The organism is Aeromonas sp. 30P (genome assembly GCF_051919805.1).
GTDB classification, from domain to species: Bacteria; Pseudomonadota; Gammaproteobacteria; order Enterobacterales; family Aeromonadaceae; genus Aeromonas; species Aeromonas veronii.
In genome coordinates, this window is the sequence record NZ_JBQBEA010000001.1 from 3,499,476 (window position 1) to 3,522,937 (window position 23,462).

Consider the following 23,462-nt stretch of genomic DNA (forward strand, 5'->3'; position numbering starts at 1 on the left):
AGTCAACCGGTGTGCTACCCTGCGCACCGGTTTTTTTGCATCTGGGATCCCGAGCCATGACAACTCCCCTGCCCCCGTTTGACTGGGACATCTTCTGCTGCGTCGTCGACAACTTCGGCGACATCGGCGTCACCTGGCGACTAGCCCGCCAACTAAAACGGGAGGGGAATATTGCGGCACCTAGTAATGAGGTTCAGGTGCGGCTCTGGGTGGACGATTTGGCAAGCTTTGCCCGCATCTGTCCGGGGCTCGACCCGGCGCAGGATGGCCAGTGGGTCAATGGCATCTATATCCAGCACTGGCATGAGACCCTGCCGAGCGACATGACCCCGGCCAAGGTGGTGATCGAGGCCTTTGCCTGTGAACTGCCCGCCCCCTTCATAGAGTTGATGGCGAGCCAACCCAGCCCCCCATGCTGGCTCAATCTGGAATACCTCTCGGCAGAGAGCTGGGTAGAGGATTGCCACGGCCTCGCCTCGCCCCAGCGGGTTGGCAATAAAAGCCTCAATAAATACTTCTTCTTCCCGGGCTTTACCGCTAAAACCGGCGGCCTTTTGTGCGAGCACGACCTGATCGCCGAACGGGAGCAGTGGCAACAAGATGAAGCGGGACTGGCAGACTACTGGGCCAGCCTCGGTTTGCCGCCAAAACAAGAGAACGAGCTGCGGGTCAGCCTCTTTACCTACGAGAGCGATGCGCTGAAGAGTCTGGTCGAGAGCTGGTGCCAGAGCGCCACCCCCGTCACCCTGCTGCTGCCGCTGGGGCGCTCCCTCAACGATGTGCTCACCGGTGCCGGTCTGACTGATGCCATCCCTGCAGCCAAAGCGGGGGATCTGCTCCACTCGGGCAACCTCACCATCAAGCTGCTGCCGATGACAGATCAGGCTGGCTACGATCGACTGCTGTGGAGCTGCGATCTCAATCTGGTGCGTGGGGAGGACTCCTTCGTGCGGGCCCAGTGGGCGGCTCGTCCTTTCCTCTGGCATATCTACCAACAGGAGGAGGAGGCTCATCTGGTCAAGCTGGAGCAGTTCCTTGACCACTATCTTGCCGATCTGCCCGCCGAATGTGCTCAATGGCTGCGCCGCTTTAATCTGGCTCTCAATCGTGGCGAAGATTGCCGCGAACTTTGGGGCCAATGGCCACGATATAGCGCCATTTGGCAGCAACATGGGCGAAGCTGGTCACAGAAGTTGCTCCGGGATGGGGATCTCGTCACACGGTTGGTGAAATTTTTAGAAAGCCGTATATAATCTGGCAGTTTTTATCCGTCCGTTTCACGAACAGGAATTTTTTACATGAAAACCGCACAGGAAATCCGCGCTGGTAACGTAGTCATGATCGGCACCGAGCCGATGGTGGTTCAGAAGGCTGAATTCAACAAATCCGGCCGTAACTCCGCCGTGGTCAAAATGAAGCTGAAGGGCCTGCTGAACGGCAGCGCTACCGAGACCGTCTTCAAGGCCGACGACAAGCTGGACGTTGTTCAGCTGGAACGTAAAGAGTGCACCTACTCCTACTTCTCCGACCCCCTGTATGTCTTTATGGACACCGAGTACAACCAGTACGACGTAGAGAAAGACAACCTGGGTGACGTGCTGAACTACCTGGTAGACGGCATGGAAGACATCTGCGAAGTGACTTTCTACAACGAGAAAGCCATCTCCGTAGAACTGCCGACCACCATCGTGCGCGAAGTTGAGTACACCGAGCCGGCTGCCCGTGGCGACACCTCCGGTAAAGTGACCAAGCCTGCCCGTCTGAAAGGCACTACCTACGAGCTGGCTGTTGCCGCTTTCGTAGAGATCGGTGACAAGATCGAAATCGATACCCGCACCGGTGAATTCAAGCGTCGCGTCAACTAATTGACCGCTTTGAATTGATAGCAAAAAAGCGAGCCACCGGCTCGCTTTTTTATTGCCTGTTCGCAGCTGTAACGCCAACCTCCTTCAGAAAATCCCACCGCCGCCGCTAACCCAGATAACCGGGGGAGCACACTATGGCCAGATTATCCTTATCACTGCTGTTATTGACCTTGCTGGCTGGCCATGGGGCAGAGGCGAGCGAGGTTGCGCCCCCCGTTGCCGAACCAATGCCCCTCGACCATTGGCAAGCCAGCGACTGGAAAGGGCTACCCGATGCCACCCAGATCGACAAGCAGACGGTGCTGTTCGCCAAACACGACAGTGAAAACTATCTGGGGCTCGCCATTTTACTGCCCGACTGGCAGCGCAGCGGCCAGCTCTGGCAACTGACTCGCGCCCTCGGCCGACTGGGCTTTGATACCCTGCTGCTGCTGCCCTCCCCCCAACAGACCGAACTGGACCCAGCCGCCGAGAAAAAAGCGAAAAACAGCGATGAGTTTCGCAAGCAGTTTGCCGAGCGGATCAGCAAGCTGGCCGATGCCAAGCTGCAGGAGGGGGGCTTCAAGCTGATCCTGGCGCAAGGTACCGGCGCCGCCTGGACTGCCAACCTCATCGCCAGCGAACAGTTGCCCGCCCCCGACGCGCTGGTGCTGCTCGATGGCTTCTTCCCCAATCAGCAGAGCAACCAGACCCTGGCCAAACAGGTGGCTCAGGCGGCCATCCCCACCCTGGACCTCTATCAGGAGGATGGCGGTCGCTGGCCCCTGCTGGCGGCCGAAGCACGCCAGACCGAGAGCCGACGCAGCCACAAGCTCAACTATCGTCCTTACGCCCTGATGGAACTGGGCGAAACCCCCACCCGCATTCAGGGCTGGCTCAACCATCTGGGCTGGCTCTGACCTCGGGCCACAAAGCGCGCGCAACATCACATCTGCCGGATAAAGCCCAGCCATGACACAGCGGCAGGCTGGCCCTGACTGCATCCTCTTTGGCATCATGGCCTCTCGAACCTGAACAATGGCAGGAAGGCCCATGCAGCAGATTGTGTTTCTCGACAGCGATACCCTGGATGCGGGCATCACCCTGCATCACCCCGACTTCCCCCACCACTGGCAGAGCTATTCAAGTACTACCCCGGAACAGGTGGTGGAACGGCTCAAAGATGCCAGCATCGCCATCATCAACAAGGTACGGATCGGCGCCGCCGAACTGGCCCAGCTGCCTGAGCTCAAACTCATCGCCCTGGCCGCCACCGGCAGCGACAACGTGGACCTGGAAGCGTGCCGCGCCGCCAACGTCGGGGTGTGCAATATCCGCAACTACTCGGGTCCCTCGGTGCCGGAGCACGCCATGGCGCTGATGCTGGCCCTGTCGCGCAACCTCTTCTGCTGGCGCCAGTCGCTGCTGGAGGGGCGCTGGCAACAGAGCGGCCAGTTCTGCTTCTTCGACCACAACATCATGGATCTGCATGGCAAGCAGCTTGGCATCATCGGCAAAGGAACGCTCGGACAGGCGCTCGGCGAGCGGGCCCAAGGGATGGGGATGACAGTGCGTTACGCCCAGAGCCAGGTCGGCGCCAGTCACGACGAGGATCGCTTGCCCCTCGACGAGTTGCTGCAAAGCTCGGACGTCATCAGCCTGCACTGCCCGCTCACCCCCTACACCCGCAACCTGATTGGCGAGCGGGAGCTGGATCTGATGAAACCGGGCGCCCTGCTGATCAACGTCGGCCGCGGCGGTCTGGTGGATGAGGAGGCGCTGCTGCAAGCGCTGGCCAACGGCCGCCTCGGTGGCGCCGGTTTCGATGTGGCGAGTGTCGAACCGCCGCCTCCCGACCATCCCTTGATGAAGGCGCTGCAATACCCTCACTTCATTCTGACCCCTCATGTGGCCTGGGCCAGCGAAGAGTCGATGCAGCGACTGGCCGATCAGCTGATCGACAACATCAACGCCTTTGCCGCCGGTCGCCGCCAGCACCGGCTGGTGTGACTGCACGATCGAGTCACCACACAATGCACAACGGGACCAACAGGCCCCGTTTTGCATCTTTCGCACTCACTGCGCGCACATCAATCGTCGTCATGCCATCTGTGCTTCTTGTGCTTTTTGTACTTCTTGTGGTGCTTGTGATGGTGATGATCATCGTCATCATCGTAATAGCGATCCTGGCTCTTGTGGCCATCGCCAGTCTTGGCACCGATGGCCGAACCACTCGCCCCGCCGACCCCGGCGCCGATCAGCTGACCGGTATCGCCACCAACACTCTTGCCGATAGCGGCACCGCCCAGCGCCCCCACCGCACCGCCAAGGGCCGCTTCATTCTTGTTGCCCTTGTTGGCCGTCGCCGCACCACCAGCTGCGCCGCCCAATGCCGCTCCCACCAGCGCACCGGTATCACCCCCCAGCTCCTTGCCGATCATGGTGCCCGCCACCCCGCCTGCTCCGCCACCCAAAATGGTATTGAGGGTCTCGGAGGCGTGCACGGTCGTGCTGCCAGCCAGCAAGGCGCCCAGCAATGCCAGTGCGCGAAGAGCACGCGAATTCATCTCCATGGGTACTCCTGTCAAACCTGATTAATATTCAGCGGCACTATACAAAGTGCCACGGGGTTCGCCAGCCAGCAGAAATGAGGGATGCGACAGTCAATGGCCGCACGGCCACCGCCCAGAATGGAAGAGTAAAATCAAGCAATTGAATTTAAAGATTAAAATCACCAAAAAGCCAAACTATTACGGCAGGGTGACCCACAATCTGGTTGTCGTGTCCCGGCACAGACCCGCCGCGCTGGGACAAAAGCTGTCAGTCAGCAGCCTCATCCGCCAGATGCCAGCAGTCCCGGCCTGTCTCCTTGCTACGATAAAGGGCTGCATCAGCACGCTCGAAGATGGGGTCGGCAACGGGTGAATGGCAGGCGCCGCCGATACTCAAGGTGACCTGCCCCTTGTGCTCACGCCACTGTTGATGTCGCACCACCTCAAGCAGACAATTGAGCTTCTCCGCCAGCTCATCCTGTGGCTGTTGCAGCAGAGCGGCAAACTCATCGCCACCAATCCGGTAAACCGTGCTCACCCCCAGCACATCAGCAAGACAGTTGGCCACCCGACACAGCACCTGATCGCCGAAGGCATGACCCCGACTGTCATTGAGTCCTTTGAAGTGATCAATATCAAACAGCAGCAGCCAAAAGTGCTCCCCCCTCAGCTCCAGCGCGCTCTTGTGCTGCTCGAAGGCTCGCCGATTCATGATACCGGTCAGAGGGTCCCGTAACAGCGCATCCTGCCCCTTGAGGAAGCTGGCCCTGACCTGATCGATCTCGTTCAGGCTGCGCCGCACAAACCAGGTATTGGCCTTGGAGATGGGGGAGAACTCTCCAGATTGCGCACGATACCGGTCAGTGAACCCGACACCAGTGCCTGCTCCTGGCGGAAGATCCGCACCAGCAGACTCAGTGTGCAACACCAGATGGCAAACAGGGAGATCAATGGCAAAACCACCATCTGCAGCGCCTCATAGAGGCTGTTGCGAAACAGCACGGGCGGCAGATAGATATTGAGATCCCAGCCAATGTCCGCCAGCTCGCGCTTCAGGAAAGTGCCATGACACAACACATCCAGACCGAGCCACTGCTGGCCCTGATGCTGCTCGATAGGGTGATCTGCCAGCAGATCCATATTGCTGCCCACCACCAGCTGGCCGCTGTCGCGCAAGGTAAGATAGAGTGCGGCCTGATTGCCACCAACCGTCCGCTGTAGCGCCTGCTGCAGCGAGTCGAACGACATGTCGACCATCAGCAGCCCCAGCAGTTGCCCCTGATCGTCCCGCACCCGTTTGATCAGGCTGAGTATCAATTCATTGGTATTGTATTCAGGGTAGGGGCCAAACCAGACGAGTTCGTCGCCCGGCATGGTGGTCACCTGATACCAGGGTCGCAGCGCCGCCTGATAACCGGGGGGCGGTAGCCAGTCCGGGTAGCTGTCGATACGATCCGCGTTCAGGTTGTAAAAGTAGATGTAGTGGTTGCCTGGTTTGATCTTGTGCGCAATGGCCCAGATGGGGGAGTCGGCCAGCCCGCCGCGAGCGATCTTCTCCTTGTCGAGCGAGGCCTCCAGCACCGCCAGTTGCCGCTCATTGACCTTCACCATCTCGTGGATCAGGGACGCTTCAACGGAGGATGCCATGTGGCCGAAACCGGATACCGTCATGTCGATATCCCTCAGATAGCTGGCAATAGCCATGATGATCGTCACTATCAGGATCATCAAACCAATTAATGCAGAGAGGGGAACCAGCACATAGTAGCGTTTATTGAGATACGAACGGCTCACATCACATCCGAACCAAGAAAACATACGGGGATTGTGGGAGAGAAAGGAGAGTGAATCATTGATTAATATCACTTTCGCGCCCCTTAAATGACACTTCCAACACTAACGAAACGTCAAGGTTCGCAAACGAATATCAACTGACAGGAAAAACGCTAGTTACCCCGGGTTAACCCCGCTCTGCATCGTGGGTGTTATAGTCTATACCTGATTCGGCAGGCGCTGGACAAACCGTCCATCACCGGCTGCAACGCCAAGCAGAACAAGGAGATGTTATGAGCAGTCCGTTTATCGAACAGATCAAAGCACGTCGTACCATCTATGCCCTGGGTGACCAGGTGTCCCACACGCCGGAGCAGCTGACGACCCTGATCCAGGATGCCATCAGGCACAGCCCCTCCTCCTTCAACTCCCAGAGCTCCCGTGCCGTCATCCTGTTTGGCGCCCAGCACCACAAGCTGTGGGATATCGTCAAAGCCGAGTTGAAAAAGATTGTGCCGCCGGATGCCTACGCCCAGAGTGAGGCCAAGGTAGATGGCAGCTTCCGCGCAGGCTTCGGTACCGTGCTGTTCTTCGAAGACACCGGCGTCATCAAGGATCTGCAGCAAAAATTCGCCCTCTACGCCGACAACTTCCCTATCTGGTCGGAACATGCCACCGGTATCGCCCAGTTTGCGGTCTGGACGACGCTGGCACAGGAGAAAGTCGGCGCCTCCCTGCAGCACTACAACCCGCTGATCGACGAGGCGGTACGCAAGGAGTGGAATCTGCCCGCCAGTTGGCTGCTGCGTGCCCAGATGCCCTTTGGCAGCATCAAGCAACCGGCCGGTGACAAGACCTTTATCGACGACGCTACCCGTTTCCGTGTTTTCAAATAACCGTTGAGAAAGCAACACGCCCCCGCATCTCGGGGGCGTTTTTATTGCGGCATACAGTGTTGATGGCGATGGTTCATACCGCAATCTGCGGTCGTAATACGCTCTATCCACCGCTCAGGCGGGCAGCTTTACCAGCAGGGACTCGCCTTCCTCCAACTCCACCTTCACCTCGCGCCAGTCGCGGATCACCGCCACCACCGCCGGATTGAGCGGCGCATCGCCTCCTACCTGCACCACGGTGCAACCTGCACGCAGGGCACTCTCGATACCGGCCGGGGCATCCTCGAACACCAGACAACAATCGGGCGAGGCGCCAAGCCGTTCAGCCCCCAGCAAATAGGGCTCGGGATCGGGCTTGCCATTGACCACCTCTTCGGCCCCCACCAGCACGCTGGGCAGCGGCAAACCGGCACAACTCAGGCGATGGCGGGCAACCCGCTGGCTGGCGGAGGTCACAATGGCCCAATGCTCTGGCGGCAAGCGGCGCAGCAACTTGCCAGCCCCAAAGATGGCGTCGCCACCGGTATGCAGCATCTCCAGCTCGTCGAGCCGCGCCGCCTCCCGCTCGACATCCAGTTGCGGGGCCAGCGCCCGGATCACCTCTCGCGAGCGCATGCCGTGGCACATCGCCAGCACCGGCTCGGGGGCCAGCTGATGATGCTGACACCAGAGCCGCCACACCTTCTCCACATCGCCGGTCGAGCAGACCAGAGTGCCATCCATATCGAGCAGCAGGGCGGATACCGACAGGGTGATCGTGTTCATGCCAGCACTCATACAGGCACCCCGGCCAGCTCGGGCAGAGAGCCAGAGAGTGCATCGGCAAAGGCCTGCTGCTGGGCGGCACGTTCATAACAGGCGAGCGCCTGTTCGGCGCTGCCTGCCCACACCTGCAGCGGGCCGACCACAAACCCCTGTTGCAACAGGCTGGCGAGCAGCTCCCCCGTCTCCGGGGCCGCCAACGGCTGAGCCAGCACCAGCTTGCCCTTGATCAAAAAAAGATAACGTTGAGTGGACATGATATGGCTCCTTGTTCCGGTTCAGAGGAGGACGATTCCCCCCTTGCCGAGCCATTAGAACAAGGCGATTAGATAATTTATAATCAATAAATCGCCACTTTGGATAACCAATTGGAATGAAATTCGACTTGAGGCAACTGCAGGCGTTTGTGACGCTGGCCGACACCGCCAACTACCGGGAAGCGGCCAGCCGCCTCTTTATCACCCAGCCGGCCCTCACCAAGCAGATCCAGGGGCTGGAGCAGACGCTGGGCTGCACCCTGTTCAAACGGGGCCGCCACGGCGCCGAGCTGACGGCGCTCGGCGCCCAGCTGCTCACTCAGGCAAGCGCACTGGTCAAACACGGCAGGGAGTTTGAACGTCACGCGCTGGCAGTGGCGAGTGGCGTGGCCGGTCGGCTCAAGATTGGGTTTGGCCTGTCGAGTTTCGCGCTGGCCCCTGCGCTGGTAGCCCGCTTCAAGCAGCAGGTCACGGACGTGATGGTCCATCTGCAGGATATGCCCTCCGCCATCCAGCAAGAGCAGTTGCTCTCCGGCCAGTTGCAGCTGGGCTTTATGCGCAGACCTCAGGTGCCGCAGTTACAGGAGCACAGACTGCTGATCGACCAGCTGGTGCTGGCGGTGCCGACACGAATGACCGAACCAGACCCGGCCGCATTCGACGTCCAGCAGGCACTGACCAGTCAACCCCTGTTGCAGATGGTGGGCCACCGCTGCCCCGGGCTCAGCCAGCAGATCGCCGGTTTTCTCGGCGCCAATCGGCTGACCGGCATGGTCCAGGAGGCCGAGGATATCCAGACGCTGGTGGCATTGGTCGCGGCGGGCATAGGCAATGCCATCCTGCCACGCAGCGTCAGCTTTATCGCAGGGCCCGATGTCACCCTCTATCCCCTCTCTGGTCCCAGCTCCGAGTGGGAGGTCAGCATGGTATGGAATCCGGACTTTGCCGACCCCATCCGGGATCACTTCGTCAAGCAGGTGATCGCCAGCCATCCCCTGCCGGTGTCGGCCACACCCGAGCGCTGAAACCAACCCTTGCTGGTTGCTAACACCGTGACCAACCAAAAAACCGTGCGCCCCCATCAAGGGGGCGCATGCAGGACAAAAGCGGCAATGCGGCTCAACAGCTGGCGCAGTGACTACGGTTTTTACCCGCCCCCTTAGCGCAATAAAGCGCCGCATCGGCCGCGGCCAGCAACACCCCTTCCCCCTCCAGCAGTTGCTCTGCCGTGTAGGTAGCAATGCCAATGCTGGCGCTAAGCTGAATATTATTTGCCACCACGATGTCGAGATCGTTGATGGCCTGACGGATCTCCTCTCCAATCCGCTGGGCCGCATCTCGATCGGTATTGCCGAGGATCAGGGCAAACTCGTCACCACCAAAACGGCAGGGCAGATCCGCCGGACGTTGGCAGAAAGATTGCAGAAGATGGCCCACCAGCTGGAGGGATCCATCCCCCATCTGATGACCAAGATGGTCATTACACGCCTTGAAGTTATCCAGATCCAGCATGATGAGGGAGAGCGGGGTATGTTCACGCATGCTGCGCCGCCACTCGTTATGCAAAAAGCTGTTGAACAGCCGCCGATTGGCCAGCCCGGTCAAGGGATCATGTTGGGAGAGGCTGGCAACTTCCAGCTCCAGCAGCTTGCGCTCGGTGATATTGATATGGGCGATGGAAAAATACTCGGCGTCAAGCCCGGGTACCGGCGCTACTCGCATCATAAACCAGCGCTGGGTGTCGGGGCTGTGGCAGGGGTATTCCAGATAGAACTTCTCCTGCTGATGACGGATAACCCGAAGGATCCCCTCCACGGCAGCCAATCCAGAGGGCTCGGATTCAGCATCACAAGCCCCCATATAATTGACCCCAATACAGTTATATCCCTTGGGCATGCCGTTTTGCTCGGCAAACAGATCCCAGGCGAGATTGGTGTAATGGATCACGCCATCCCGATCTATCACCGATATCTGGTCTTCCAGCGAATCCAGCAGCGCAGCCAGATGATGGGCTCGCTCGGCGAAGTGACTCTGCCGCGTCTGTATATCATCCGCCATGGTGGCCATCCTGTGGCAAAAGTGGCATACCGCCATCTATTAACAATTAAGTCAGCAGATAGAGTAAAGCACCCCATTCCCACTTAGCCAACTGAGACCAAATTTCACCATCGCACACCATCCGGCAAGGTTTCAGGCCAGTTTCCCTGCTCCGGATAACAAGAGCACATCATGAGCATATGTATCTGATAAGTCACATTTAATGGCCACACCACTGATTTTCGCAGGGGATGCCATCGCCCTCTCCGTCCATTTTGGTGTTCGGGCAATGTTGCAAAAACCAGGTTGCCTCCTCGCAGGAGGTCATCTGGGAGCAATGCTGCCGACCATCACACTGGCGAATAAAGGTCGTTGCCTGTGGCGTGCTGACCTCCTCCTGATTGAAAGAGGAGACCGGCAATGGCGCCATCGACTCGGCCGAGAAACGGGAATAGATGGAAAAGAGGCCGACGAGCACCAGCAGAGGGATCAATTTGCCACTCCAGCTGCTCTTGCGACGTCGATAGGGGTTACTCCGCTCTCTGGTAGAAGTGGGTCGTGGCGGCTGACTTGCCGCCCGAAACGATGGCGCCGCTGATGATGCGGCCGACGGCACAACACCCGCCAACGTGAGCGGGCGATCGGGGAAAAAGACCTGTAACGCCCTCGGTTTGCCATCCTGGCCACTGCCGATCAGATAGGTGACACGCTCCCCCGGCTCGGGCACGCGGCCATCTGATTGCAGCGCCGTAACATGCACAAACAGCCCTGCACTGCGTGATCCATTGATTGTCTGCTCGGCGCCATTTTGCTCCGGCGTTATAAATCCAAAGCCGCGCGCCTCGTTCCAGCTCGCGATCCGTCCCTGATAACGCATCTGTCCATCCTTGTTGTTATCCATGTGAGCACTATATTGCCCGACAATCATGTTGCCCAAAAGCGCTGCGGCCCGACAGAGGGCCGCAGAGTCAATCTCAACACGGTGATCGGGTGCAGCCTGCGTTAAGGATCAAGCCAGCTGGGACACCTTGATGATCTCGGCGATGCGACCCAGCATCCGCAGCGAGGTGTGATGCTCGGTGGCATCTGCGGCGGCGCAGGCATCCTCCAGAATGGTGATGGCGTAGTCGCGATCGTGACCATCCCGCGCTGCCGCCTGAATGGCCCAGCTGGTGCTCACCCCGCACAGATAGAGGTGGTCGATGTGATTGGCCCGCAGCGCAGGCTCCAGCGCCGTGCCATAGAAGGGACTGACCCTGGGCTTGGTCAGCACCAGATCGCCGGGCTGCACATCCAGATCAGGATGAAAGTCGGTGCCGCTGTCAGCCAAAGAGAGCGCCCCCAACTGGTGAGCGCGACCAAACATGGGAGATCCCTTGGGTTGCAGCTGATAGCCGCCGTCAAAGCCCACCTTGATCAGCACTACCAGCCAGCCGTTGGCACGGGCATGGGCCAGCACCTGATTGGCATGTGCGATGGCATCCTGCTCCAGCACATGGGCTGCGGAGGCGGCAATGCGCCCGTCGGGATGGGCAATATCGTTGATAAAATCGATCACCAGCAGTGCCTTGTTCATCACCTTTGCTCCTTCGCGCATTCAGCCCGTGCAATCTGGTTTCTACCTGTCAAACCAGCCCCAGTGCATAGCGCAGCGCCATCTCCTTGAGCGGGCCCGCCTTGTCCGCCAGATTGAGAGCAAGATTGCGGGCCAGCTTGAGGGGGCCAATCTCGTTGCTGAATACCCCGTAGAAGAGATCCATCCCCGACTGCATCAGCAGGTTGTCGGGACGACGGCGCCGCTCGTAACGCTCGGCCAGCGCCAGCTGATGCCAGTCGGCGCCAGCTCCTTGCAGCAGATCAGCCCAGCAGGCCACATCCTTGAAGCCGAGGTTGACCCCCTGCCCCGCCAGCGGGTTGATGGTGTGGGCAGCATCGCCAAGCAGCACCACCCGACCGATGTGATAGTCGTTGGCGTGGCGACGCACCAGCGGGAAACTCCCCTTGCCGGTGACGGTGAACCCGCCGAGCCGACTCGGAAAGTGGCGGCGCACTTCGGCGGCAAGCCCTTCGTTGCTCATGGCAGTGAGCACCCGGATACGGGCCGGGCTGTCATACCACACCAGGGAGCCGTGCTGACCGGGTAGCGGCAGGAAGGCGCGCGGGCCACTCGGGGTGAACTGCTGCCAGGTGATATCTTCCTGCGCAAAGTCGGTGTCGATATTGATCAGCATGCAGTGCTGGCGGTACTCGAAGCGCGATACACCGATACCGGCCAGCTTGCGGGTGTGGGATTCGGCACCATCGCAGGCCAGCACCCAGCGGGCCGCCAGCTCGGTGCCATCATCCAGAGTCAGCACAGCTTCATCCGCACTCTGGCGCAGGCTGGTCACCGCCGCCGGGGTGTGGGTCTGGATGGTGGGAAAATCCTCCATCCGCTTGAGCAGGGCAAGCTGCACCAACCGGTTTTCGATGATGTAGCCGAGCTGGGGCAGACCGAGATCGGCGGCATTGAAGCGAGTGGCAAAACCGTCCAGCTCCCAGGTCTCCAGCCGGCGGTAGGGGCAGAGCCGCATCTGCTGCAGATGGTGCCAGGCACCGGCCTGCTCCAGCAGCGCCACCGAGGCCTGACTGATGGCGGAGACCCGCAGATCCAGCGGCTGCTCCGGCGCGTAATGCTCCGGCAGTTGGGTCTCGATGACCCGCACCGAGAGGCCCTGAGCCGCCAGCAGACAGGCGGTGGCGGCGCCCACCATGCCGGCGCCGACGATGGCGATATCACACTGTTCCATACATTTATTCCTGAAAGGGTGCGTCCGGCGACAGCGCCCGGACGTGAACCGGATGGCAGCATGATAGCGCAAGGGCGGCTGATAAACAGTGAGACAAACGGGGAATTGCTGCGTCAAATCAAGGAGAAAGCTTATTGAGCTTGCTGGCAACAGGTATCGGGTGAGCACCATTGCCAGCTGGATATTAGCTAGGCAGTATCCAGATTGCGGAGTAAAATGCGCGGTCCTTTGACCATGCCGATTTCAAAACAAGTCAAGAGAAGCAATGAGCAAGAAACTTCACATTAGAACCTGGGGTTGCCAGATGAACGAGTATGACTCGTCCAAAATGGCCGACCTGTTGGATGCCAGCAATGGCTACACCCTTACCGAAGAGCCCGAAGAGGCAGATGTCTTGCTGCTGAATACCTGCTCCATCCGCGAAAAAGCGCAGGAGAAGGTGTTCCACCAGCTGGGACGCTGGAAAAAGCTCAAGGCCAACAAGCCCGGTCTGGTGATCGGCGTGGGTGGCTGCGTTGCCTCTCAGGAGGGCGATGCCATCCGCCAGCGCGCTCCCTATGTGGATATCGTGTTCGGCCCGCAGACCCTGCATCGCCTGCCCGCCATGATCAAGGAAGTGCAAGAGGGCCGTGGTGCCCAGGTTGATATCGCCTTCCCCGAGATCGAAAAATTCGACAGCCTGCCCGAACCGCGCGCCGAAGGGGCCACCGCGTTCGTCTCCATCATGGAAGGCTGCTCCAAATACTGTACTTACTGCGTGGTGCCCTACACCCGCGGTGAAGAGGTGAGCCGACCGCTGGACGACGTGCTCTACGAAATCGCCCAGCTCGCCCAGCAGGGCGTGCGCGAAGTGAACCTGCTCGGCCAGAACGTCAACGCCTACCGCGGTCCGACCTTTGATGGCGGCATCTGCACCTTCGCCGAGTTGCTGCGTCTGGTGGCCGCCATCGACGGTATCGATCGCATTCGCTACACCACCAGCCACCCGATCGAGTTCACCGACGACATCATCGAAGTCTACAAAGACACTCCGGAAGTGGTCAGCTTCCTGCACCTGCCGGTGCAGAGCGGCTCCGACCGTATTCTGACCATGATGAAGCGCCCGCACACCATCCTGGAGTACAAATCCAAGATCCGTCGCCTGCGTGCCGCCCGTCCCGACATCACCATCAGCTCCGACTTCATCGTTGGCTTCCCGAACGAGACGGACGAAGACTTTGAAGCGACCATGAAGTTGATCGAGGATGTGGGTTTCGACATGAGCTTCAGCTTCATCTTCAGTCCGCGCCCGGGCACCCCGGCCGCCGACATGCCAGACGATGTCGACATGGAAGTGAAGAAAGCCCGTCTAGCCCGCCTGCAGCACGTCATCAACAACCAGGCGATGCAGATTGGCCGTGCCATGCTGGGCACCACCCAGCGCATCCTGGTGGAAGGGCCCTCCAAGCTCGACCCGATGCAGCTGTGTGGCCGCACCGAGAACAACCGGGTGGTCAACTTCGAAGGCCTGCACACCCTGATCGGCGGCTTTGCCGACGTGGAGATCACCGAGGTGCGTCCCAACTCCCTGCGCGGCAAGTTCATCCGCGGCGAGAGCGAGATGAACCTGCGGATCGCCACCGCCCCGAGCGAAATCCTGGCCCGTCGCCCGGATAACGTACCGGACGAGCTGGGCGTTGCCGCCTTCACTCCCCATTAATCCCCTCCTCCCCATTCGCCCGGCGGATGGGGAGCGCCTTGAGACGAGGATATTTTGAGCCGACACATCTCGACCCTGAATCTGCATCTGGAGCCCGCCGACAACCAGCGCCTTGCCAGCTTGTGCGGCCCCTTCGATGACAACATCAAGCAGCTGGAGCGCCGCCTCGGCGTCGAGATCAGCTACCGTGACAGCCACTTCCAGTTGGTGGGCAAACCGGCCCAGCTGGATGCCGCCGCCGTCATCCTCAAGCACCTCTATGTGGAAACCCAGCCCCTCAAGGGTGGCAAGGTGACCGACATCACCCCCGACATGGTCCATCTGGCCATTCAGGAGTCGCGGGTGCTGGAGCAGGATGACGAACCAACGCCGAGCATCCCCTATGGCAAGGAGGTGACGGTCAAGACCAAGCGCGGTCTCATCAAACCACGCAGCCCCAATCAGGCCCAATACATCGCCAATATCGTGCGCCACGATATCTGCTTCGGCATAGGCCCGGCCGGTACCGGCAAGACCTATCTGGCGGTCGCGGCGGCGGTGGATGCGCTGGAGCGTCAGGAAATTCGCCGCATTCTGCTGACCCGTCCGGCAGTGGAAGCGGGGGAGAAGCTGGGCTTCCTGCCCGGGGATCTCTCCCAGAAGGTGGATCCTTACCTGCGCCCGCTCTACGACGCCCTGTTCGAGATGCTGGGCTTTGAGCGGGTCGAGAAGCTGATGGAGCGCAATATCATCGAGGTGGCGCCGCTCGCCTATATGCGCGGAAGAACCCTCAATGACGCCTTTATCATTCTCGATGAGGCCCAGAACACCACCACCGAGCAGATGAAGATGTTCCTGACCCGCATCGGCTTCAACTCCAAGGCAGTGGTCACCGGTGACATCACCCAGGTAGATCTGCCGCGCAACGCCAAATCCGGCCTGCGCCACGCGCTGGAAGTGCTGCCAGGGGTCGATGGTCTGTCGTTCAACTTCTTCGAGTCCAAAGACGTGGTTCGCCACCCGGTAGTGGCCCGCATCGTGCAGGCCTATGAGGCGTTCGACGCCAAACAGGCCGCCGAGAAGGTTGCCGGCCAAACAAACGCCAGCAAAGAGAGTGAGCAATGAGCGTAACCCTGGATCTGCAACTGGCCAGTGCCAGCACTGATGGCCTGCCCACCGAAGCCCAGCTGCAAGGCTGGCTAGACGGCACCATTCTCGGCTTTCAGCAGGAGGCTGAAGTGACGGTGCGTATCGTCGACGAGGCGGAGAGCAACGAGCTCAACCTCACCTATCGCGGCAAGGACAAGCCCACCAACGTGCTCTCCTTCCCGTTCGAGGCGCCACCCGGTCTGGAGCTGCCGCTGCTCGGCGATCTGGTGATCTGCCGTCAGGTGGTAGAACGGGAAGCACAGGAGCAGGGCAAGCCCCTCATGGCACACTGGGCCCACATGGTTGTGCACGGCAGTCTGCATCTGCTAGGTTATGACCATATCGAGGATGAGGAAGCCGAAGAGATGGAAGCGCTTGAGCGCGACATCATGCAGGAGCTAGGTTTTGCCGATCCTTATCTGAACGACGAAGAGTAAAGAACCGGATGGTCATCGTCTTGAAACAGCAGATGGCCATCCTTATATAACCCGAACTATTTCAAGTGTGTTCATACGAGTAACCAAGAGAGAAAATGACCGACGATCACCCTAGTACCGGCTCGCCGAAGAAAACCTGGCTCGACAAACTCAGCCAACTCTTCCAGGGCGAGCCAAAAGACCGCAATGATTTGGTAGACGTGATAGCCGATGCCGAAGAGCGCGACCTCATCGATCAGGACACCAAGGACATGATCGAAGGGGTGCTGGAGATCGCCGATCTTCGCGTGCGCGATATCATGATCCCCCGCTCCCAGATGGTGACCATCGAGAAGTCCCAACCGGTGGATGCAATCCTGCCGGTGATCATCGAGTCCGGCCACTCCCGCTTCCCGGTGATCAACGAGGACAAGGACCATGTGGAGGGCATTCTGCTCGCCAAGGATCTGCTCCCCTTCGGGTTTGGCGGCCATCACGCCAGCGAGCCGCTGCAGCTCGAGAAAATCTTGCGCCCCACGGTGATCGTACCGGAAAGCAAACGGGTTGACCGTCTGCTCAAGGAGTTCCGTGAAGAGCGCTACCACATGGCCATCGTGGTCGACGAATTTGGTGGCGTCTCCGGTCTGGTGACCATCGAAGACATACTGGAACTGATCGTTGGCGAGATCGACGACGAGTTTGACGACATCGAGGATGAACCGGACGAAATCCGCCGCCTCAGCAAGCGGGTTTTCTCCATCAGTGCCCTGACCGAGATCGAGGATTTTAACGACTTCTTCGGCACCAAATTCAGCGATGAAGAGGTGGATACGGTGGGCGGTCTGGTGATGCACGCCTTCAGCCACCTGCCAAAGAAGGGCGAGGAGATCGAGCTGGATGGCTACCTGTTCAAGGTGATGCATGCCGACCGGCGCCGTCTGCAACAGTTGCAGGTGAAGATCCCCGAGCACCACGCGGCGGCGCAATCCGAGCCGCAATAAGCAGATCCGCTCGATGTGTGAAACAACGCCCCGACCTCGGGGCGTTGTGCTCTCTGCCACCGGCATCGAGGCTCGCCGTTGCCCCGCTTACAGGTTAAGATACCGGCCATTCGACCCCAGTTGCACACCAAGACGAGCACCATCGCCCGTGAGATTATCCCCTGTTACTTCCAAAATTCTGTTAAGCCTCAGTGCATTGGCCTCTGGTGCCATCGCCGTGCTGGCCTTCTCCCCCTTCGGCTACTGGCCGCTGGTGATCCCCTCCCTGCTTGGCCTCTACGCCCTGCTGGACAAAGCCACGCCGAAACAGGCCGCCTGGCGCGGTTTTGGCTACGCCATGGGACTCTTTTTGCCGGGGCTGTGGTGGATCCACGTCAGCATGACCGAGTTTGGCGGCATCCCGCTGCCGGTCGCCTTCGTCCTGCTGGCCGGGCTCTCCGCCTATCTGGCACTCTACCCGACGCTCGCCTGCTGGGTCTTTGCCCGCTTCTTTGGCGGCCGTCACTGGAGCCGCTGGCTGCTCGCCTTCCCGGCCCTGTGGTTAGTGGCTGACTGGCTACGTGGCTGGGTGATGACCGGCTTCCCCTGGCTCTGGTTTGGCTACAGCCAGATCGACGGCCCCCTCAAGGGCTTTGCCCCCATTCTCGGGGTACAGGGCATCACCCTGGCACTGCTATTCTCCGCCTCCGCCATTTGGCTGGTGTGGAAATCCCGCTCCCCGCTCTGGCTGGCGGTGCCCGCCCTGCTGGTGGCCGGTGCCCACGGTCTGATGCAGCTCAACTGGGTGACCCGTGGCGAGCCGGTCAAGGTGGCGCTGGTGCAGGGCAATATCGCCCAATCCCTCAAATGGGATCCGGAGGCGCTGGCCCCCACGGTGCGCACCTATCAGGACTTGAGCCGCGAGAATCAGGATGCCGACATCATCATCTGGCCGGAGTCGGCGATCCCGGCCATCGAGAAGGCGATGGGCCCCTATCTGGAGAATCTGGACAAGGCGATGAAGGTGAACGATACCGGCCTGCTGGCTGGGATCATTCACTACGACGAGCAGCAACAGCGCTTCTACAATACCGTGCTCGGCATGGGGGTGCAGGATGCGGATGGCAAGGAGTCCTACTTCTACAACCACTCCAACCGCTACAACAAATACCACCTGCTGCCCATCGGCGAGTTCGTGCCGTTTGAAGATCTGCTGCGCCCCATCGCCCCCTTCTTCAACCTGCCGATGTCCTCCTTCAGCCGGGGTGACGAAGTGCAGCCAAACCTGATCGCCAAGGGGCTCAAGTTTGCCGCCGCCATCTGCTACGAGATCATCTTCCCAGAGGAGGTACGCCGCAACGTCAATGCCGATACCGACTTCCTGCTGACCGTCTCCAACGACGCCTGGTTCGGCACCAGCATCGGTCCTTGGCAGCATATGGAGATCGCCCGGATGCGCGCGCTGGAGCTGGCTCGTCCGCTGCTGCGCGACACCAACACCGGTATCACTATCGTCACCGAGATTGACGGCAGCATTATCGGCCAGATCCCGCAGTTTGAAGCGGGCGTGCTGCGCAGCGAGGTACGTCCCGCCCACGGCGAGACCCCCTACATGCGCTTTGGCAGCTGGCCCCTCTATGGCCTGACCGTGCTGCTGCTGGGTCTGGCGCTGGCGCTGCGCCCCAAGGCCCACCCCTGGGCCCGCGAGCTGTAATGGCCATCCGCAATCCCTGATAAACAACGAGGCGCCCGCAGGCGCCTCGTTTTTTTACGACAGCTAATCCCTGATAAACAACGAGGCGCCCGCAGGCGCCTCGTTTTTTTACGACAGCTAATCACTTATCTTTTTGCAGGCAGCAGATCACATAGCCGTAACTGCCCAGATATTGGCGGTGGATGGCCACTTCCCGGCTCAAGTCCTGCCAGGCGGCACTCTCCCCCAGCTCGTCTCGATAGCGCACCAGATTGACCTCAATAGGGTCCAGATAGTTGTTCCAGGCGCTCATCGGCAAGGGAGTGTGTGACAGGCAGCGGTAGCCTGCCGCTTGTACCGTCTCAAGCAGGCCCGCCAGCGTCTGCATGGCGGGATAATCCTGCTGCCAGAATGCCAATGCCTCCTCGGGCGGGTTATCGGTCAGCCAGACCGCATCACTCAGCACGATGCAAGCCTGTGGGCTCGCGAGCAGCGGGCGCCACGCCTTCAGTGCATTGGCAACCCCCATCACGTAAGCGCTCCCCTCTGCCCAGATGAGGTCGGCCGGGGCCAAATCGTCCGGCAGTGCCGCCATGTTGGCGCAGAGGGTGGAGACATGCTCAAAGCCCGCTGCACGGGCGGAGTGCGCCACGGCGGCCAGTGCCTCCTCTTCCAGATCGATGGCTACGATGGCGGCATCGGTCACCTGAGCCAGCGCCATGGTCGAGGCACCGCGCCCACAGCCCATGTCGAGGATCCGGCTCGGCCGGATGGGCAAGGCGGCAAACTGCTGCTGAGTGAAGGCGCGATCCCCCGGCCCCCAGTAACTCATGCCATCCAGCAGCTGGATAAAGTTTTTGATGTAACGCTCATGTTCATTCATGTCTTTGCTCAACCATTGCAAGTGGTAGCGATCTTTCTCGCTAAAACCCTGTGTCATCACCCACGCGAAGTAGGCATCCGGTGCCTCGCGCTGCAGTTGCAGCTGCCAGGCCTTGAATTCCTCACCGGAGCGCGGGCGCAGCCCTGCCAGATCCGCCAGCAGATCCCGGGCACGCTGCATCCGCGCCAGCTCTTCATCCAGCTCCCTGACCCGGGCCTGCAATGCCGCTTGATCTATCTCGCCAGCCAGACAGGCGAGGCACTGCTTGAGGCTGATACCACCCGCCTGCAGGGCCTGCACCATCTGCAGTCGCTGCAGATCCCCCTCGTCATAGTGGCGATAGCCGTTGGCGGCCCGGGTACCGGCAATCACCCCCAGCTTCTCGTAATAGAGCAGGGTGGAGCGGGCGAGGCCGCAGCGGCGGGCCAGTTCGGATATTTTCATGGCAATCACTCACGGTGCGGGCCCTCAAGTGACCCGATAGAGATGAGCTTAAACTGTGAAGCTATAGACAGGTCAACGCCCTTTTCCAGAGGTCCGCCATCAAAAACGGCCACCCAAGGGTGGGCGATGTCAGCGATCAGAGCAGCAATGCTACCGGCTCAGAGACCGGCCGCCTCCAGATGTTCGACCAGCAGCTGCACGCTGCGGTTGCCGCGCCACTCGTTGACGTCAAGCCGGTAGACAAGCCGCACCCGCTTGACCGAGGCATCGGGCCAGCGCTTGAGATCGACGCCAAAGGCGATGGCATCCACCGCGTGACCGGAATCGGTTGTCAGCATCATTTTGAGGTGCTTCTCCCCCACCAGCCGCTGCTGCACCAGCACGAACTCGCCGTCGAACAGTGGCTCGGGGAAGGCCTGGCCCCAGGGGCCGGAGGCGCGAATAAGCTCCGCCAGCTCGAGGTTGAGCTCATCCGGCAACAACTCGCCGTCGGTGAGCAGCACTCCGGTCAGCAGCTCGGGGGTCACCAGCTCGCTGATGACCGCCTCAAAGGCCCGACCGAACGCCTCGATGTTGGCCTTGGGCAGGGTCAACCCAGCCGCCATGGCATGGCCGCCAAACTTGCCCATCAGGCCCGGATGGCGGGTATCGAGCAGTTCCAGCGCATCGCGCAGGTGCACCCCGGGGATGGAGCGGCCGGAGCCCTTGAGCTCGGTCTCGCTGCTCTCGGCAAAGGCAATGACCGGGCGGTAGTACTTCTCCTTCACCTTGGAGGCCACCAGCCCCACCACCCCCTGATGCCACTCGTTGCGGTGCAGCACTATGCCCGACGGCACCTCGCCATCGCGAAACCGGATCTGCTCCAGAGTGGCGAGGGCCTCCTGCTGCATCCCCTGCTCGATCTCCTTGCGCTCCTGATTGAGGCTGTCCATCTCGGCCGCAAGCTGGCGCGCCAGATTGAGGTCATCACAGAGCAGACAGGCGACCCCAAGGGACATATCATCGAGGCGCCCTACCGCATTGAGGCGTGGCCCCAGTGCAAAACCGAGGTCAGCGGCGGTGAGACGGCGACCATCGCGACCCGACACATCCACCAGCGCCTGAATGCCGGGGCGACAGCGGCCGGCCCGGATCCGCTGCAACCCCTGATGGACCAGGATGCGGTTGTTGCCATCGAGCGCCACCACGTCGGCGACCGTGCCGAGGGCCACCAGGTCGAGGTAATCCGCCACATTGGGGGCGCGCAACCCTTGCCGTTCGTACCAACCAAGCTGACGCAGATGGGTGTTGAGGGCCGCCATCAGGTAGAAGGCCACCCCCACCCCGGCCAGGGACTTGGAGGGGAAATCGCAACCGCGCTGGTTAGGGTTGACGATGACATCGGCATCAGGCAGCTCCTGACCCGGCAAATGGTGATCGGTAACCAGTACCTGCATACCAGCCGCCTTGGCAGCCGCCACCCCGGCGATGCTGGAGATGCCGTTATCCACCGTGATAAGAAACTCGGCGCCGCGGGCCACCGCCAGCTCGACAATCTCGGGGGTGAGGCCGTAGCCAAACTCGAAGCGGTTGGGCACCAGAAAATCGATGTGGCGACCGCCCATGGCGCGCAGGGCCAGCACACACAGGGCCGAACTGGTGGCACCATCGCAGTCGAAGTCGCCGACGATAAGGATCCGTTTCTGGGCAGTCAGGGCATCCGCCAGCAGCGGCACCGCCTGTTCCATGCCATAGAGGCGCTGGGGCGGCAACAGCTGACTGGCGCTGCGCTCCAGCAGGGCTGGATCCTCTACGCCACGGCTGGCGAAGATTTGGCGAAGCAGGGGATGCAGGGTGGCAGGCAGATGGGAATCATCAACTCGCGGACGACGACGGATTTGCAGGGACATCAATATGATCCAGTATCTTGAGCAGCTGTTCGGGGCTCTGATACCCGCGCACCAGATCCCCGTCAGAGGAGACCCAGGCCGGCAGTACCTTGACCCCCAACCATTGGCTCAGGCCAATATTTTGGATAAGGGTCTCACTACATGCCGTTTGAGGCAAATAGGCTTTTAACGGATCATTTTGCAGCAGGGGATCGCTGCACCAGTCGGCGGCGCGTTCGGCGTGATCAATCACCGGATAGAGAGCCACGCTCACCCCGGATGCCTGCAGGTGTTGCAAGGTGCCGGAGAGCTGACGGCGCTTTGCGTCCTGCTCGCCGAGAAACAGTGCAACCCGGTGACGCTCATCCCGAGCCTTGAGCACGATGGGGGCATGAGCCACCTGCGCCAGCCCCAGTCGGCGCTGCTCACGCATACCCGAGATGGTCAGGTTCTTCATGTCGCGAGTCATATCCAGCATGACCCCCTGCACCACATAATCCCCTTTGGCATCGCTGTAGAGCACCCCCTGTGAGGTGCCCAGCATATACAACCCCGCAATCGGGGTCGGTTCAACCAGATAGACGGGGACCCCCAGCCGGGCCGTGATGGTCTGTTTCAAGGCTTGGGTATCCATCCCCGCTCTGGCAGCAAATGTGCACAAAAGCATCATTCCCAGTAGTAAATACTTCACTTGTTTACTCACGTGGTATGAATGAATCGACCCAGCAAACTACAGCAGCACAGTTCATCATTCAACCAGCTACTTACCAAAAAATTAATATCACTTTGTACCAAAAAAATGGTTCCCCCCGATTGCCAAGGACTCATAACGCCCGCAAGCTAGTCAGGACGACAGGAATAACGCGGCTTAGCCTCTGTTTTTCCTGACAAGAGTTCGCCCTTTGGCAAGGGTAATCAACGCGCTATCTTGTTTAATTTCGGAGGAAATAATGAGTCTGATTCAAGAGTTCAAAGCCTTTGCCGCCCGCGGCAACGTCATCGACATGGCGGTCGGTATCATCATTGGTGCCGCCTTCGGCAAAATTGTCTCCTCTTTTGTCGGTGACGTGATCATGCCGCCCATCGGCCTGATCCTGGGCGGCGTGGACTTCAGCGACCTGGCGGTCACCCTGAAGGCCGCAGAAGGTGCAACACCCGCCGTGGTCATCGCCTATGGCAAGTTCATCCAGACCATCATCGACTTTCTGATCATCTCCTTCGCCATCTTCATGGGACTGAAGGCCATCAACACCCTGAAGAAAAAGCAGGAAGAGGAAGCCGCCGCCCCGGCAGGCCCGACCAAGGATCAGGAGCTGCTGACCGAGATCCGTGATCTGCTGAAATCTCAACAGGAGCGTTAAGCCGACTCCCCAGACTGGTGTGTATGTGTGTCACGATGCCCATGGGCTATGGTTAGATAGCGTAAAGTTATATAGGCGTC

The 23,462-nt window shown here is 60.2% G+C and carries 22 protein-coding genes and 1 pseudogene; 12 read left to right on the top strand and 11 right to left on the bottom strand.

Annotated elements, in window-relative coordinates:
- Nucleotides 1-56 precede the first annotated feature (56 nt).
- The 4 genes from earP to ACTG2B_RS16235 all read left to right on the top strand — a co-directional run bounded on the left by earP (nt 57) and on the right by ACTG2B_RS16235 (nt 3,854).
- Nucleotides 57-1,253 (top strand): elongation factor P maturation arginine rhamnosyltransferase EarP, encoded by a 1,197-nt coding sequence (gene earP / locus ACTG2B_RS16220; protein WP_429239105.1) that lies wholly within the window; start codon nt 57-59, stop codon nt 1,251-1,253.
- A gap of 45 nt (nt 1,254-1,298) precedes the next feature.
- Entirely contained in the window at nt 1,299-1,865 is a 567-nt protein-coding gene (gene efp, locus ACTG2B_RS16225; protein ID WP_005362323.1) for an elongation factor P, read from the top strand.
- A 134-nt stretch (nt 1,866-1,999) separates the two neighbouring features.
- Nucleotides 2,000-2,764, top strand: coding sequence for a DUF3530 family protein (locus ACTG2B_RS16230; protein WP_160881829.1), 765 nt, complete (start codon nt 2,000-2,002; stop codon nt 2,762-2,764).
- Between the two features lie 133 nt (nt 2,765-2,897).
- Nucleotides 2,898-3,854, top strand: a complete 957-nt coding sequence (locus tag ACTG2B_RS16235) for a D-2-hydroxyacid dehydrogenase (RefSeq protein WP_439996420.1) — start codon at nt 2,898-2,900, stop codon at nt 3,852-3,854.
- 80 nt (nt 3,855-3,934) lie between these two features.
- Here ACTG2B_RS16235 and ACTG2B_RS16240 read toward each other — a convergent pair whose 3' ends face one another.
- Complete coding sequence (locus ACTG2B_RS16240) at nt 3,935-4,417, bottom strand: YMGG-like glycine zipper-containing protein (RefSeq protein ID WP_005354064.1); 483 nt, start codon at nt 4,415-4,417, stop codon at nt 3,935-3,937.
- A gap of 247 nt (nt 4,418-4,664) precedes the next feature.
- Nucleotides 4,665-6,214 (bottom strand): annotated as a pseudogene (locus ACTG2B_RS16245) (diguanylate cyclase domain-containing protein).
- A 248-nt stretch (nt 6,215-6,462) separates the two neighbouring features.
- Between ACTG2B_RS16245 and ACTG2B_RS16250 the strand changes: the two are divergent.
- Complete coding sequence (locus ACTG2B_RS16250) at nt 6,463-7,065, top strand: nitroreductase family protein (protein ID WP_265783975.1); 603 nt, start codon at nt 6,463-6,465, stop codon at nt 7,063-7,065.
- A gap of 114 nt (nt 7,066-7,179) precedes the next feature.
- On the opposite strand, the gene ACTG2B_RS16255 is transcribed toward ACTG2B_RS16250, so the two are convergent.
- The gene (locus ACTG2B_RS16255) at nt 7,180-7,830 is read right to left on the bottom strand and encodes an HAD-IA family hydrolase (protein ID WP_439996422.1); all 651 of its coding nucleotides are present in this window, start codon (nt 7,828-7,830) and stop codon (nt 7,180-7,182) included.
- 8 nt (nt 7,831-7,838) lie between these two features.
- A complete protein-coding gene (locus ACTG2B_RS16260) occupies nt 7,839-8,084 on the bottom strand; it encodes a hypothetical protein (RefSeq protein ID WP_139463531.1) in 246 nt (81 codons plus the stop codon).
- Nucleotides 8,085-8,200: 116 nt separating this feature from the next.
- Here ACTG2B_RS16260 and ACTG2B_RS16265 point away from each other — a divergent pair, with 116 nt between their 5' ends.
- Entirely contained in the window at nt 8,201-9,109 is a 909-nt protein-coding gene (locus ACTG2B_RS16265; protein ID WP_439996424.1) for a LysR family transcriptional regulator, read from the top strand.
- Between the two features lie 94 nt (nt 9,110-9,203).
- Here the strand turns inward: ACTG2B_RS16265 and ACTG2B_RS16270 are convergent, their stop codons facing one another.
- From ACTG2B_RS16270 to ACTG2B_RS16285, 4 genes are all read right to left on the bottom strand, one after another.
- On the bottom strand, nt 9,204-10,142 hold the full coding sequence (locus tag ACTG2B_RS16270) for a diguanylate cyclase (protein WP_439996426.1): 939 nt from the start codon (nt 10,140-10,142) through the stop codon (nt 9,204-9,206).
- 199 nt (nt 10,143-10,341) lie between these two features.
- The gene (locus tag ACTG2B_RS16275) at nt 10,342-10,998 is read right to left on the bottom strand and encodes an excalibur calcium-binding domain-containing protein (protein WP_439996950.1); all 657 of its coding nucleotides are present in this window, start codon (nt 10,996-10,998) and stop codon (nt 10,342-10,344) included.
- Nucleotides 10,999-11,130: 132 nt separating this feature from the next.
- On the bottom strand, nt 11,131-11,697 hold the full coding sequence (locus ACTG2B_RS16280) for a cysteine hydrolase family protein (RefSeq protein ID WP_439996428.1): 567 nt from the start codon (nt 11,695-11,697) through the stop codon (nt 11,131-11,133).
- Between the two features lie 49 nt (nt 11,698-11,746).
- Nucleotides 11,747-12,910 (bottom strand): FAD-dependent oxidoreductase, encoded by a 1,164-nt coding sequence (locus ACTG2B_RS16285; RefSeq protein WP_236341926.1) that lies wholly within the window; start codon nt 12,908-12,910, stop codon nt 11,747-11,749.
- A gap of 265 nt (nt 12,911-13,175) precedes the next feature.
- Here ACTG2B_RS16285 and miaB point away from each other — a divergent pair, with 265 nt between their 5' ends.
- From miaB to lnt, 5 genes are all read left to right on the top strand, one after another.
- A complete protein-coding gene (gene miaB, locus ACTG2B_RS16290; protein WP_439996430.1) occupies nt 13,176-14,609 on the top strand; it encodes a tRNA (N6-isopentenyl adenosine(37)-C2)-methylthiotransferase MiaB in 1,434 nt (477 codons plus the stop codon).
- A 54-nt stretch (nt 14,610-14,663) separates the two neighbouring features.
- Complete coding sequence (locus tag ACTG2B_RS16295; RefSeq protein ID WP_151286092.1) at nt 14,664-15,713, top strand: PhoH family protein; 1,050 nt, start codon at nt 14,664-14,666, stop codon at nt 15,711-15,713.
- A complete protein-coding gene (ybeY, locus tag ACTG2B_RS16300; protein ID WP_069554113.1) occupies nt 15,710-16,174 on the top strand; it encodes an rRNA maturation RNase YbeY in 465 nt (154 codons plus the stop codon). Before ACTG2B_RS16295 ends, ybeY begins: the two co-directional genes overlap by 4 nt.
- Nucleotides 16,175-16,269: 95 nt before the next feature.
- Complete coding sequence (gene corC, locus ACTG2B_RS16305; protein WP_005354092.1) at nt 16,270-17,154, top strand: CNNM family magnesium/cobalt transport protein CorC; 885 nt, start codon at nt 16,270-16,272, stop codon at nt 17,152-17,154.
- 148 nt (nt 17,155-17,302) lie between these two features.
- Nucleotides 17,303-18,847, top strand: coding sequence for an apolipoprotein N-acyltransferase (gene lnt, locus ACTG2B_RS16310; protein ID WP_069526430.1), 1,545 nt, complete (start codon nt 17,303-17,305; stop codon nt 18,845-18,847).
- A 121-nt stretch (nt 18,848-18,968) separates the two neighbouring features.
- On the opposite strand, the gene ACTG2B_RS16315 is transcribed toward lnt, so the two are convergent.
- The 3 genes from ACTG2B_RS16315 to ACTG2B_RS16325 form a co-directional block, all read right to left on the bottom strand.
- On the bottom strand, nt 18,969-20,153 hold the full coding sequence (locus ACTG2B_RS16315) for a MerR family transcriptional regulator (RefSeq protein WP_439996433.1): 1,185 nt from the start codon (nt 20,151-20,153) through the stop codon (nt 18,969-18,971).
- Between the two features lie 158 nt (nt 20,154-20,311).
- Nucleotides 20,312-22,042 (bottom strand): single-stranded-DNA-specific exonuclease RecJ, encoded by a 1,731-nt coding sequence (recJ, locus tag ACTG2B_RS16320; protein ID WP_439996435.1) that lies wholly within the window; start codon nt 22,040-22,042, stop codon nt 20,312-20,314.
- The gene (locus ACTG2B_RS16325) at nt 22,008-22,655 is read right to left on the bottom strand and encodes a disulfide isomerase DsbC N-terminal domain-containing protein (RefSeq protein ID WP_005335146.1); all 648 of its coding nucleotides are present in this window, start codon (nt 22,653-22,655) and stop codon (nt 22,008-22,010) included. Before ACTG2B_RS16325 ends, recJ begins: the two co-directional genes overlap by 35 nt.
- 316 nt (nt 22,656-22,971) lie before the next feature.
- Between ACTG2B_RS16325 and mscL the strand changes: the two genes are divergently transcribed.
- The gene (mscL, locus tag ACTG2B_RS16330) at nt 22,972-23,382 is read left to right on the top strand and encodes a large-conductance mechanosensitive channel protein MscL (RefSeq protein ID WP_005335147.1); all 411 of its coding nucleotides are present in this window, start codon (nt 22,972-22,974) and stop codon (nt 23,380-23,382) included.
- Nucleotides 23,383-23,462 lie beyond the last annotated feature (80 nt).

Excerpts from the sequence above, each read along its gene's own strand:
- earP (WP_429239105.1), top strand. The coding sequence starts at position 57 with ATGACAACTCCCCTGCCCCCGTTTGACTGGGACATCTTCTGCTGCGTC.
- efp (WP_005362323.1), top strand. The coding sequence starts at position 1,299 with ATGAAAACCGCACAGGAAATCCGCGCTGGTAACGTAGTCATGATCGGC.
- ACTG2B_RS16230 (WP_160881829.1), top strand. The coding sequence starts at position 2,000 with ATGGCCAGATTATCCTTATCACTGCTGTTATTGACCTTGCTGGCTGGC.
- ACTG2B_RS16235 (WP_439996420.1), top strand. The coding sequence starts at position 2,898 with ATGCAGCAGATTGTGTTTCTCGACAGCGATACCCTGGATGCGGGCATC.
- ACTG2B_RS16240 (WP_005354064.1), bottom strand. The coding sequence starts at position 4,417 with ATGGAGATGAATTCGCGTGCTCTTCGCGCACTGGCATTGCTGGGCGCC.
- ACTG2B_RS16250 (WP_265783975.1), top strand. The coding sequence starts at position 6,463 with ATGAGCAGTCCGTTTATCGAACAGATCAAAGCACGTCGTACCATCTAT.
- ACTG2B_RS16255 (WP_439996422.1), bottom strand. The coding sequence starts at position 7,830 with ATGAACACGATCACCCTGTCGGTATCCGCCCTGCTGCTCGATATGGAT.
- ACTG2B_RS16260 (WP_139463531.1), bottom strand. The coding sequence starts at position 8,084 with ATGTCCACTCAACGTTATCTTTTTTTGATCAAGGGCAAGCTGGTGCTG.
- ACTG2B_RS16265 (WP_439996424.1), top strand. The coding sequence starts at position 8,201 with ATGAAATTCGACTTGAGGCAACTGCAGGCGTTTGTGACGCTGGCCGAC.
- ACTG2B_RS16270 (WP_439996426.1), bottom strand. The coding sequence starts at position 10,142 with ATGGCGGATGATATACAGACGCGGCAGAGTCACTTCGCCGAGCGAGCC.
- ACTG2B_RS16275 (WP_439996950.1), bottom strand. The coding sequence starts at position 10,998 with ATGCGTTATCAGGGACGGATCGCGAGCTGGAACGAGGCGCGCGGCTTT.
- ACTG2B_RS16280 (WP_439996428.1), bottom strand. The coding sequence starts at position 11,697 with ATGAACAAGGCACTGCTGGTGATCGATTTTATCAACGATATTGCCCAT.
- ACTG2B_RS16285 (WP_236341926.1), bottom strand. The coding sequence starts at position 12,910 with ATGGAACAGTGTGATATCGCCATCGTCGGCGCCGGCATGGTGGGCGCC.
- miaB (WP_439996430.1), top strand. The coding sequence starts at position 13,176 with ATGAGCAAGAAACTTCACATTAGAACCTGGGGTTGCCAGATGAACGAG.
- ybeY (WP_069554113.1), top strand. The coding sequence starts at position 15,710 with ATGAGCGTAACCCTGGATCTGCAACTGGCCAGTGCCAGCACTGATGGC.
- corC (WP_005354092.1), top strand. The coding sequence starts at position 16,270 with ATGACCGACGATCACCCTAGTACCGGCTCGCCGAAGAAAACCTGGCTC.
- ACTG2B_RS16315 (WP_439996433.1), bottom strand. The coding sequence starts at position 20,153 with ATGAAAATATCCGAACTGGCCCGCCGCTGCGGCCTCGCCCGCTCCACC.
- recJ (WP_439996435.1), bottom strand. The coding sequence starts at position 22,042 with ATGTCCCTGCAAATCCGTCGTCGTCCGCGAGTTGATGATTCCCATCTG.
- ACTG2B_RS16325 (WP_005335146.1), bottom strand. The coding sequence starts at position 22,655 with ATGGATACCCAAGCCTTGAAACAGACCATCACGGCCCGGCTGGGGGTC.
- mscL (WP_005335147.1), top strand. The coding sequence starts at position 22,972 with ATGAGTCTGATTCAAGAGTTCAAAGCCTTTGCCGCCCGCGGCAACGTC.